An 11,979-nucleotide genomic window follows, 5' to 3' on the forward strand; every position below is an offset into this window, starting at 1 on the left:
TGATTTAATTCGGCACTGGCAAGATTGATAGGAGATATTTCATCGTGATCCTGCTAAGACAAACCTCAAAGTTAAGCCTTTTTCTGCTTACCAGCACCGGCATTGTGTTTATTTTGTTTCTCTTTATGTCCCAATTGGTCGATAGCCAGGTGACCACAAATTTAGAACCCGACGCAAAAATCAGCCTGCAGCTACATCGAATGCGATTTGACAGTGAGATCCAAACAAGAGAGCGTCAAAAGCCAGAGCCACCAGAACTTGAGGACGTGACAGAACAGCAGGATTTGGTGGCACCTCCGAAACAGACCCTCAAGCTGGGTGTGCCCGATGTTGCCGCCCCAAACGTACCGAGCAACATTAACCTGGCACTGGATTTAGGCTCGTTGGATGGCCAGCTGGCGGGCCTCAGCATGGACACCACCCCAAGCATAGAATTCGAACTGACAATGGCACCGGTCACCCGAGTGAACCCAATGTACCCATTAAAGGCTAAACGACGGCGCATTGAGGGTAAAGTCGTGGTGGAATTTATTGTGGATGAAGAAGGGCGAGTGGAGAAAGAATCACTCAAATTTATCGAATCGACTCCGCCCGGCTTCTTCGAGAGCAACGTCAAACGTGCCATATTGCGTTGGCGGTTCAATCCTCTGGTAAAGGGTGGGCAGGCAACACCATTCAGAACCCGACAAACACTCGAATTTAAAATGCAGTCGTAAAGACACTCGTTTCGGAAATAAAACGTTAAAGCTTTAGGGAACCCAATGAGATTGTGCAACTTCATGAACTGGTCCAGCCGCTCTCTGGTGCTCGCACTTTTCATAAGCATCATGATGAACTTTGCAGGGCAGGCAGTGGCAAGCAACAAGAAATCCACGGTATCGCCAGTCGTATACCGTTTATTGCAGGAAGCACAATTACCACTGGTGGATAATGATGAAAATGCAGAAAAACCCGGTGAAAACCTGTCAGTGGAAGACAAAGCGGCTCGTTCTAAAAAAGCGCTGGAGAAACTCAGCAAGTTGAAGCTCTCTGATTACGAAGCAGCGATTATGGCGCGCTTACAAGGTAACCTGGCGATATCAGTACCTGCAATTCCGAATTACGTACAAGCCTATGAATTCTTTCAAAGCGCTTGGAAAAAAGAATCACTACCATCTGAAGCACAGCAAAAATTGACTCACCTTCTGGCGCAGCTGGCCTTTGAATTACAACAGTGGCCAGAGGCAATCAGCTACATGGAAGCCTGGTTGAAACACGCAGAGAACGAGTCAGTACCTGAACAATCAGCAATTAAAATAAAGCCAGAGGATTACTTGATCCTCGCACAAAGCCACAGCCAACTCAATGAATGGCAAGCTGTCATCAGCCCGGTGCACGCTGCCCTGAAAATGCGCTCACCAGCACCGGAAAGCTGGTACCAGTTAGCACTGGCAGCGCATTCACAATTGCAACAGCATCGCGATACCATTGAAGTTTTGAAGACCTTGATTACATACTACCCATCAGGCGAATACTGGCAACAACTGGCAACCACACAACATCAGCTTCAGCAACCCAGAGCTGCATTGGCCAGCTTGCAGACCGCTTACGTCGGTGGGTATTTAAAGGATGAGCAACATATTCGCTGGCTTGCCCAGCTATGTTTGGAATTCAATTTACCCAACAAAGCCGCAACCCTGATTCAGGAGAGCTTCAACACCGGGAATATGTCGAGAAACAAAACCAATCTTACCTTGTTGGCAAATGCGCAGATTTCGGCAAAAAGCTATGCTGATGCACTGAAAACTATGGAATCACTCACTGAGCTGTTTCCCGGTGACACTGAAACTCGAACTGTACTTGAGCAACTCAGGCAATTCAACGCACAAAAAGATGGGTCATAGTGATAATATTTTATTTACACCATTAATCAGCACAGCCGGTTTATGTGGCTTGATGATCCAGGCCACAACCCCAAACTCCTTGCTCTTGGTTTTCATATCTACGTTGCTCTGTGTTGTCAGCATCACAATCGGCAACTGGGGGATGGAAGCATCCAGGTGAATGGTTTCACACATTGTAAGTCCATCCATCTCCGGCATATTAACATCACATATAATCAGTTTGATATCATCGTGGGATTTCAACTGATCAATACCATTTAAGCCATCATAGGCTTCAACCACTTCATGCCCGGCACCGGTCAAATCCTTGGTTAATTGGGCCCTGATCACTTCGGAATCATCTACCACTAAAATTTTGGCCATGGCCATACCACTCCAGTCTTGATTTTATTATTTGCGCAATCTAATTTATTGATTAAGGTAGCGAATCTGTTTTTGGCATTGTCTCAAACAGCTGTAATCATTAATCAGCCACGATAATCTGATTTCGGCCCTGCTCTTTGGCTTTGTACAGCAACTGGTCAGTTCGTTTTATCAACTGTTTAAGATCCTCACCTTCACGATATGCAGCAACACCACCACTGATTGTGACCTGTATGTTTTTTTCATCGACAACAATTGACAAGGATTCCACGCCCACTCGAATCCGCTCCGCCAGGGCCATTCCCTGATTTAGGTCTCCAGGCATGAATACCATTAATTCTTCACCACCATACCGAATCGGGACATCCTGCTCAGCGATTTCCTGTAAAATTGCTGCGGAAACGTCTTTCAACACAACGTCCCCCACATCATGACCGTAAGTGTCGTTTACTCGCTTGAAATGATCAATATCAAATAGAATCAGGGTCTTTAGCGGCTCTTCGTCTTCGGATTCTCCAAACCGGTTCAGAACTGACTTTTCCATATAAAGTCGAGTGTATAGTCCGGTTAATGGGTCTCTGATAGCGCTTTCGTATACCGCCCGGCTCTGTTTTTCAATTACCTGGGCACGCTGCTGTTCTTTCTCTGCCTCGATAATCGCTGTACGATCTTCAATAATGATCAACAACCGTTTGATTACACCCTCATAATTAACAGGCTTGTAGGAAATTTGCAGATACTTGCCATTTTGCTTTTTGTCATCCCGGTAATAGAATATTTGCTTGGGAAACGAATCAACGTGCAACAAGAACTGGCTCTCCTCCTGATTCAGGCAGGCATAAATATTTTTGATTCCTTGTTGCTCTGCCCGTGTCAGATCCTCCATTATCGGATCAAATACCACTTCTTCAAACTGCCTACCTTCGAAATTGGAGCACCCTAATAAACACTCAAGATAGCTCGAATAAGAATCCTCAATCGCACCGGTTTCATCGATGGTCAAAATGCCTAATGGTATACTTGAAAACACGTTGAGCAGACGGTTTTCAGATTCCCTCAATTGGGAGATATCCTCCCCCATAACAACGTATAAATTCCCTTCTGCACCATTACCCACTTCCATTTTACGAACATGCCAGTAATACGGGTGCTCCGTGAGAATGCCATGATTATCACTTAAGCTCAGCTCAAACTTGATACTGGTCTCGGAAGGATTCTTAACTAATGCGTGAAAATAATGTCGGAATAATAGCCAAATCTCATGTCGAAGCAACTCGGAGACATTGGTTCGCAACAGCGCTTCATAGCTGAGATCAAATACTTTAGTCGATTCGATATTTCCCCGTAAAATATCGCCATGTTCATTGATGATCAAAAATACACCAGGTAACATATCGATGATATGTTCCGCATGATCGTTCGCTTTTTCAAGCAGGGATAATATCTTGTGAGAGGCTTGTATATCCTGGTTTAACTTGCTCATAGAAAATCAAATTCCCCGGAGTCATCACTATCATCACTGCCCGTTTCGTAGGATAGCAGCGGTTCTAAAAGTGCTGGATTTAAAACTTCGACCATTGCCGTACCATATATCGACGTCTCACCATATTGTAAGCGCCATAAATCACAGTACTTGATAATGGGTTTCTGCAGGGGCCGGTAGTCTGCAAAGATTTCATAAAAGCCACGGGTACATAGCGGTAGACTGATTCCGACAGGCAATCCGTTCTCTTCGAGCATCTGCACCACATAACCCGCGATTAAATTGCAAAGCTCTTTACCAAAATCAATTGCCTGTTCATCGCGAACATCATTGGGGCTATCCAGACCATAAATTGCGTAGATGAGCGGTTTAATTTCAGAGAGGGAAAAATGAAGTTTCAATGTAATTCTGATGGCATCCCCACTGACAAGAATAAGCGCCATCTGGTTGCCAAGTACCTGTCCGGGCACAAATCCTCGATCATCATCTACAATTCGAAATTCATCGAGTTGGGTATGAAGGCGGATTCGCTCTTCCGCAGCGTGACGAACAAGGTCACTGATTTTTTGTTTGATCAATTCTGAATCTTCGGAAATTTCCGAACGCATTTGTTGAGACAAAATAACACACCTTTATTATATGACCGGACTTGCCTGACAGGTACAAAGGCATGTCCTTTTGTTAATTTGTGCTTTATACGACCCCAAATCGTCTTAGTTATTATTTTAGTTCATTTTTTTTAGTTTAAAATTTATTTTATTGTGCACAAATTTGGGGCTACTCAACTATAACGTTTTTTATGATCATGGCGTGTTATTTTTTGCAACTCTCTCGATCAATCACCTGCCGCACTTTCCCACAGATTAGGTGCAGCACTAATAAAAGAGCTTTCGTGCTTTTTACGCCAAGCTGACTCGATTTTGTGTTCATCCCCCTCGATAAGCAGTGACAAGCGCTGGCTCTGCCCTTGATCCAGTCGAGACAGTGCCCAGGCGATAAAATCCTGGCGGTTAATACTGCGCGCGGCGCTCAGGATTAAATCAGGCACAAAATCAGGTGCGACTCCACTCCGGATGGCACGCCACGCGCCATCGGCCTGATCAGAGAGTGTTGAATAAGGATCAGTGTATTGCTCGATCAAGGCCGCAAGGAAATCATTAAATTGCACATCCTGCATTGTCTTCAGACTGGCGGCAAACTCCTCCAGAAATTGTGCGGCCTTCATTTCAAGCTGCTCGGGACCCGCAACGGGCGACTGCACCCGCAACACCAGACCCGGATGCCCGAGAAACTCCCGGTACCCAGTTTGAATGAGATAGCCCAGTTGTTGCTCGGTCCGTAAAGCGGTAAAGAATTTTGAATCAATGATACGGCTCAGTAGAATAAAGTGGGCAATCTCCTCTGGAGTATTACTCACACCTTGCAGATATAAATAATTCACAGAATCATCGTGCGTCGTTTGCGCACTCATTCGACTCGTGCCTGCAGGCAGGCGATTGATTTTTCTGTGTTTGACGCTAGATTTTAGCTCTCCCCCCCGCAATACAAGTTGGGATTTGAGGGCTCTTGACCAATGCTTCGCCTGCTCGGGTTCCAGATCACCACAGGCTAAACTCAACACTTCAAAGCATGACAGAAATTGTTGAATCGCGTTTTCAATCCGAGCGCAAGAAATCAGCTCCATCGCACGGTTCAGCTCATCGAAACGATAGCGCGGTACATGCAACACTGATGACAGCAAATCATCGGCGATGACTAGAGGGTCAAAATCGGCCGTGCCTTGCAGGTAGTTAATCCATCCATTACGGTAAATTTCAACCGCATCAAAATTAATTTGAACCGATAAAACCTGCTCAATGACTTTCGTTTGCAGGGCTTCAATTGCATCTGCTGGCCCCGAAAAATAAAACCCAATGCCTTGTACTTCGCGCTTGATCGTCAACTCCAACCCCAGCTCTTCTGCTGTCTCAATTTCATGATGCAGCTGAGCTCGAAGTAAGCTGACTAATATTGAGATGGAAGCCGCACTACCCGAATCGAGATCCGCATTCTGTGAACGAAGCAAAACAAAGTAGTTCGTATCGGTGCTATCACAAACCGTATTTTTGCTATACCAAGCCTCGAATGCAGATTTGAAGGCATCAGAGTCCGAACTTCCCATCAGCCGAATTATGGTCTGTTTTTGGTCTTTTTCGCTAACCACAATTGACTCCAAAATAGAGGCTATATATTGAGGCAATCTCATATGTTAGCGGGCTACTGTACCTGAAAAAATAAAAGTGTTGAACAGAAATGGTAATTGAACTTTATACCGAGTAGTTGAACATGATGCCAGATAACCACAGAGCACTGCACTACCGTGGCTATCTGACATGTTTCTCAAGGCTTAGAACCCAGCAACTGAAATTTCGAATTCATTGACAGCGATGAAACAAATCGCGGCTTGATCAACGAAGACATTTTCCACGCCGAAGTTTTCTGGCAGTGGATCGGAAATTTCACAGTCCCACCACTCATCGGGAAGCTCTGCTCCAGGCAATTCTTCGCCACTGAATACCGGTTCAGGGATGCCGATCAAGTCATCTACAGAGACCTGAACCGTTTCATCACCGGGGAGTTCATCAATAAGGACACAGGGAAACAGGTCATCAAATTCCCCATCCCCGAGCGGAAGATCGGTGCCTTGAAGCACATCCAGACCAGGAGCATCACCATCAGCGGCCAGATCACTATCTTCACCAAACGTTTGAAAGTGACTGTCGAGCTCGCTATAGATTTCTTCAACACGGGCCTGCTCGGCATCACTGAGGTCATCATAGGTTTTGATGCCATAGATATCGTTCATTTGATCAAAGAGTGCATCCAGCTCATTGTGCTGCTCTTCCGTCAAATCCAGCTCTCCATCTACACCCAATAATGCGTCAATCTGGGTATTGATACCGTCAATTTGCGCTTGCTCTTCTTCACTCAAGACTTTACCGAAACCAAAAATCCCATCCAGTTCATCGTACAGCGACTGAACTTCAGGATCGACTTCAAATTCACCGTCCGGATTCAAATCAATATCCGGTTTTGGGCCTTGGAGCTGCGCCATGATTTCATCAACCTGGGTTTGCTCTTCCGGCGACAGATCTTCATAAGAGCGGATTCCATACAAGTCATTCACTTGATCATACAACGCATCAAGTTGTGCCTGAACCTCTCCTTCAAATTCACCAACTTCGTTAACGACCGCATTTTGATACAGGGAGTCGATTTGTTGATAGAGCTGGTCAAGCTGATCCTGTTCAGCTTCAGTCAACGTTTTCGGGGTGCCGTAGATTGCGTCGAGTTGCGCCATCAACTCATCCATGACAGGATCCACGGGCAAAATATCAATCGCGATGGGCGCATCAACTTCGCCGCTATCATCCGCCGGTATAGTGTCCAAATCGATAGGCTCACTGATCACCATCGGCTCTTCGCCATCAAACAAGAAGTCGATCAGCGCATCGCTGTCGACTGAGACCGTTTCGTCGTTCTGTTTCAACATTGCAGTATTCCTTTTTTTAATTGCATTAATTAACTGAGAACCCAATGCCACCGAAGCCACGGCAGGTTATTGAATCCACGGTTATTAAAACCTGCTCTCCAGGTCATCGTCGAAGGTTACAATGTTGGGTTTTGTAGGGGCATTTGATGGCCGGTTTTGTGCGTAATCACAACAAATCAGAAACATTGTTATTCTTGCACTTTGATCTTAATCAGCTTAATAAGTCAGTCTGGAATTCATAACACAGAGAGATCACGTGCGCAGGTTATTTTTTGGCATCTATAGTGGCATGCTGTGTTGCATACTTATTGTTGGGGGGCTCTCCTACTTTTTCCTGGGATCGCTCAACGACTATCGCTACCAGCAACACCTGGAAGACAATCTCAAGGGCACACTATTCTTGCTGAACCGGGGCCTGAGCCGTCAGTCAGATGAACATCGGGAACGGTGGCTCACACTCGTTTCCCGTATTATTGGTGCGCCAATTACATTGAAAAAAAATGACTATGCACTGCAACCCGGTGAGAGTGAATTACATTATCGAGGTGGCAGGGCTTATCAATACCGCAGTGCACTGATGTCCGACCCGGGACTGGCTATTGAAGTCCCCGTGCAGTATCTGAACGAGGGGCTGATGACCGCCACTGCTTTTTTGATCCTGAATGAATTGGGTCGATACCCGGCAGCTGAGCGGCAAACCCTATTCGATACCTTGCGTGAGCACATGCCCTACCCGGTTATGCGCTCTTCGCAAACTAAAAAAACGATGAATAAGAAACAATTGGCCAGAATTGCCCGTGGAGAAGTGGTGATTGAGTGGGGCAAACAGTTTGACCGGAGCCACTCCATGTCAGTCTATGCCCCCTGGGGAAATTCCGATGATCTATTGGTCATGGGTCCGATCGTCATGTTTGACCCCTACCCGATTGAAATTCTGGTTGCGGTGTTTGTTCTGGCCTTGGGATTGATTACCCTGATCCTGTTTTTGTTGATACGAAACTTGTCCAAGCGTCTTCAGATCGTGCAATACACTGTGGATGAGATTACGCCGGATTATCTGGGTGAAGCACCGTCATACCAGGCGGACGATGCAATCGGCTTACTGAATTACAAGATTCACCAAATGATGGTGCGCATCCGGAAGTTACTGGATGAACAAACCTATATGATTCAAGCGGTTTCCCATGACTTGAGAACGCCAATGGCAAAAATTCACTTTCGCCTGGAAATGTTGAGCGAAGACCTGGGAGAACAACACCCAATGTTGCTGGCCTGCAAACGCGATTTAAAACAACTTAACCACCTAATCGACGAGTTGCTCACCTACGAGAAAACCCGACAATTCAAAAACGCTGAAGCCACACAGGTCAATATGTCGAAATTGACAGAACAAACACGGGATGATTTCGAAACACTCTATCCCAATATTGAGTTTACTTTACAAATGCCAACAGACCCCCTGTATGTCCAAGGCAATGAGGTACTTCTTAAACGATTACTGGAAAATCTGCTACAAAACGCAGGGCGTCATGCGCGGGGCCGGGCAGCAATTATGGTCAGTCGCCGCGACGAGAATCTTTATTGGCAACTTGATGATGATGGTCCCGGTATCGATCCTGCCGTGTTATCCGATCTATTCAAACCCTTTTTCCAGGCAGATAAAAGCCGGGATCCACAATATCAGGGCTATGGACTCGGGCTGGCTATTGCTCAGCAAATTGTACATCACCATAGTGGCAAGATTCAGGCAGAGAATTCAGGTGGTGGCGGTGCAAGATTCAGCTTTAGTATCCCACTTTTTTCAGAGAATCCAGAGACATAACAAATTCATAACATTTTTGATAACCCTCGGGACTTGCCACCCGGAACACAAAACTGATAATGAGCGGACAAAGGGTATCCACTGTGATCCTAGAGCTACAGACAAACAGCAGCCCATGCCACAGCAGGTGCAATATTGCGCTTACGCTGTTGTTGCTTTGCCTGTGGCCGGTTGCGTCAAGTCATGCCGATACAACTCGTACAGATGTGATGACACAGCCAGATCGGCACGATGATCTCAAGATCAATGAATGGGGGATTTGGGGTCAGGACCTGCAGTCCGAGCAATGGCAAACAGAAAACCCGCTGGCTTCTGAATTCGGTGTCGGCATAAACGGCTCTGAAGAAATGGAACTCAACCTGTTGGATGACAGCAACCTGATTGACGATGCATCAGGTGTCAAGCCAGAAGATGAATTGGATCTGGAACTACAAAAACTACCCGAAGGATTTTGACACCATGCTACCAAACACCTCTAAACTAACGCTTTTGGTGTTCATTCTTAGCAGTTTCGGGCTGTTAATTTCGCCTGCTCAGGGGAATACTTCGCCTGAGCAAGCAGATTTTGCTCAAGCAATGAAAAAAGTTAAAAGCGGTGATTATGGCGAAGCAAAAACCTTGTTTTCCGCTTTGCTTGAGCAATATCCGGAAATGCATAGAGTGCGCCTTGAACTCGCTTTGGTATGCGCCAAACTGGGTGATATCGAACAAGCTCAAGCACATCTCCAGCAAGTGCTTGATCAACCCGATATACCTGTAAATGTGCAGCACAACATTGAGCGACTGCTTGCACGACTGGAACGCAAGCAAGAACGGAAAAAGGTTAAAAACCGGCACAAAATGAAATTGATGATTGATGCTTATTATGGCTTCAACAGCAATGTCCGATTTGGAGCTGACAACCAACTCGACCTTGTTGCAGGTGAAATCGGGGAATCCGGACTATTTGACGATTTCACACATATTACAGACGATATTCCAATCGATTTTTTTGATGTCGAACCTCGGGATATTGCGTTGGATCCGCCACTTATCGATGAATCTGGTGTATTGGATGACTACTATGAGCAATACGTGATAATCCATAACCCTGAATTCACACCACCTGTGGATGGTTCCAGTCTCGATGACGGCACGGGCCTAAACGACGACGGAAACTTGAACAACGATGGCAGCCAGACACTACCGGATATTGCAGATGATGGATTTATTTTTACCGAAAATGGGTACTTTGATGCAGAGGGAAACTTTCATCCGTTTATCGACGGCTCCCAGCTTGCACCGTCGAACAAAAAGAACAATGCTTTCGTTGAATCCAGACTGCAGCTTGAACATGAGGTACGACCTAACCTCTCAGCATTAAGATGGCGGAATCAATTTTCCCTGAAGCGAACAGAGCAACTTGAATTAAATCAATACGACGAAACCAACTATCGATTTTCCAGCACGTTAAGTTGGGATTGGACACCTTTTTTGAGAACATCTATAGGGGCAAGTTACCGCCAGATTGAGCGCGATGTCCTTAATCTGGTGAACTACAAAGGGGTCAAAATCGAGGCGCTGTATCTACTGGACTGGGGCCTGATTGATGTCGGTTTCGATCACCTGGTCAAAGATTATCACGACGGATTGTATGACCAGTTCGACGCACGCTACAACGCCATCTCTTTGGGCTGGGGTAAATACGTGATCGGCGACACTTTCTTTATATCCCTGCAAGGAAAATACGCTGAAAATGACAATCGCGGGAAAATCACGGATTATCAATCACAGAGTTTCGGACTACAGGGCTTTTATCAAATCAATCCGAAATGGGATATTCAATCTGCCCTCAGCTGGATTAAATTTGACTACGACTATCTTTGGCAAGAGCAATATTTACGGTTGAATTCCCGGCTGACGTATCACTTGGACACCAGTCTTCAATGGATTCTAAGCGCAGAACTGGCGGATCGAAACCTGACTGATGGCTTGGCAGATGATGATCGATACATGGCCAAAATTGGTTTTCGCTGGCGCTATGACTGAATGCAGGTCGATACCGAATTGACATTCTGGCTGGAACAACAGAGCTTGCAAATCAAGAAAAATCTATATTCACCAAGAAGTAGAATACTCCATGAACAAACATCGACTGTTACTGGTAGAAGATGATCTCGAACTGGCTGAACTTACAGCGGACTTTTTCCGCCGCTATGAATTCGAGTGTGAGGTCGAACACAATGGCGCCCGAGCCATTCCACGTATCCTCAGCGAACAGCCTGACCTGTTAATTCTGGATTTAATGCTGCCCGATATGGACGGCATGGAGATCTGCCGACAGGTCAAGGGAGCCTATCAGGGTAAATTGATCATGCTCACAGCCCGAACCGACACCATTGACCAGGTCGTTGGATTGGAATTGGGGGCGGATGATTATATTCCCAAACCCGTCGAGCCCAGACTATTGCTGGCGAAAGCGCGCGCTGTACTGCGCCGGGATCCATCCCCCCAGACGGAAAGTGATAAACCGGAGAGAGCACAGGTAAACGCTGCTTCTGGCTTGACTAATCCAAACAGCGGTTCAGATGCTTCCACCACGCTACAGATCAATCACCAGAGACGAGAAGTTTATAAATGTGGCCAACGTCTGGAACTCACAACCCCGGAATATGATTTGCTCACACTGCTTGAAGAGAACACAGGCAACATCGTCAGTCGGGACGACATTTTTCAATCGCTCCGTGGCATGGAGTATGACGGACAAAACAGACAAGTTGATATCTTGATCTCACATCTCCGGGCCAAGCTGGAGGATGACCCAACCGACCCGAAGTTGATTAAAACAGTGAGAAGCAAAGGTTATCTCTATTTGGGGAACGCAAACGGTTGAACCGAATTTAAGTTCCCCAACAGT

Annotated in this window: 11 protein-coding genes; 6 read left to right on the forward strand and 5 right to left on the reverse strand. The window is 46.1% G+C overall.

What is annotated here, in order from left to right:
• The first annotated feature begins 44 nt into the window (after positions 1-44).
• Together OLMES_RS19060 and OLMES_RS19065 are read left to right on the forward strand one after the other, a co-directional pair.
• Positions 45-716, forward strand: coding sequence for an energy transducer TonB (locus OLMES_RS19060; RefSeq protein WP_087462724.1), 672 nt, complete (start codon positions 45-47; stop codon positions 714-716).
• 63 nt (positions 717-779) lie between these two features.
• Positions 780-1,883: a tetratricopeptide repeat protein gene (locus OLMES_RS19065; protein ID WP_087462725.1), complete on the forward strand. Its 1,104-nt coding sequence runs from the start codon at positions 780-782 to the stop codon at positions 1,881-1,883.
• Here OLMES_RS19065 and OLMES_RS19070 read toward each other — a convergent pair.
• The 5 genes from OLMES_RS19070 to OLMES_RS19090 all read right to left on the reverse strand — a co-directional run bounded on the left by OLMES_RS19070 (position 1,878) and on the right by OLMES_RS19090 (position 7,261).
• Complete coding sequence (locus OLMES_RS19070) at positions 1,878-2,246, reverse strand: response regulator (RefSeq protein ID WP_087464567.1); 369 nt, start codon at positions 2,244-2,246, stop codon at positions 1,878-1,880. The two genes, OLMES_RS19065 and OLMES_RS19070, sit on opposite strands and share 6 nt — an antisense overlap.
• Positions 2,247-2,346: 100 nt before the next feature.
• The gene (locus tag OLMES_RS19075) at positions 2,347-3,729 is read right to left on the reverse strand and encodes a GGDEF domain-containing protein (RefSeq protein ID WP_087462726.1); all 1,383 of its coding nucleotides are present in this window, start codon (positions 3,727-3,729) and stop codon (positions 2,347-2,349) included.
• Positions 3,726-4,349 carry a hypothetical protein gene (locus OLMES_RS19080; protein WP_157678388.1) on the reverse strand — a complete coding sequence of 208 codons (624 nt, stop codon included), beginning with the start codon at positions 4,347-4,349 and terminating at the stop codon, positions 3,726-3,728. Before OLMES_RS19080 ends, OLMES_RS19075 begins: the two co-directional genes overlap by 4 nt.
• Positions 4,350-4,564: 215 nt before the next feature.
• Complete coding sequence (locus OLMES_RS19085; RefSeq protein WP_157678389.1) at positions 4,565-5,932, reverse strand: insulinase family protein; 1,368 nt, start codon at positions 5,930-5,932, stop codon at positions 4,565-4,567.
• Between the two features lie 183 nt (positions 5,933-6,115).
• Positions 6,116-7,261 (reverse strand): hypothetical protein, encoded by a 1,146-nt coding sequence (locus tag OLMES_RS19090; RefSeq protein WP_087462729.1) that lies wholly within the window; start codon positions 7,259-7,261, stop codon positions 6,116-6,118.
• A gap of 256 nt (positions 7,262-7,517) precedes the next feature.
• On the opposite strand from OLMES_RS19090, the gene OLMES_RS19095 reads away from it, so the two are divergent.
• The 4 genes from OLMES_RS19095 (at position 7,518) to OLMES_RS19110 (ending at position 11,955) form a co-directional block, all read left to right on the forward strand.
• Positions 7,518-9,083: an ATP-binding protein gene (locus OLMES_RS19095; protein ID WP_087462730.1), complete on the forward strand. Its 1,566-nt coding sequence runs from the start codon at positions 7,518-7,520 to the stop codon at positions 9,081-9,083.
• Between the two features lie 209 nt (positions 9,084-9,292).
• Positions 9,293-9,538, forward strand: a complete 246-nt coding sequence (locus tag OLMES_RS19100) for a hypothetical protein (RefSeq protein WP_087462731.1) — start codon at positions 9,293-9,295, stop codon at positions 9,536-9,538.
• 4 nt (positions 9,539-9,542) lie between these two features.
• Positions 9,543-11,111 (forward strand): tetratricopeptide repeat protein, encoded by a 1,569-nt coding sequence (locus tag OLMES_RS19105; protein WP_157678390.1) that lies wholly within the window; start codon positions 9,543-9,545, stop codon positions 11,109-11,111.
• A gap of 91 nt (positions 11,112-11,202) precedes the next feature.
• Entirely contained in the window at positions 11,203-11,955 is a 753-nt protein-coding gene (locus OLMES_RS19110; protein WP_087462733.1) for a winged helix-turn-helix domain-containing protein, read from the forward strand.
• Positions 11,956-11,979 lie beyond the last annotated feature (24 nt).

The organism is Oleiphilus messinensis (assembly GCF_002162375.1).
Taxonomy (GTDB): Bacteria; Pseudomonadota; Gammaproteobacteria; order Pseudomonadales; family Oleiphilaceae; genus Oleiphilus; species Oleiphilus messinensis.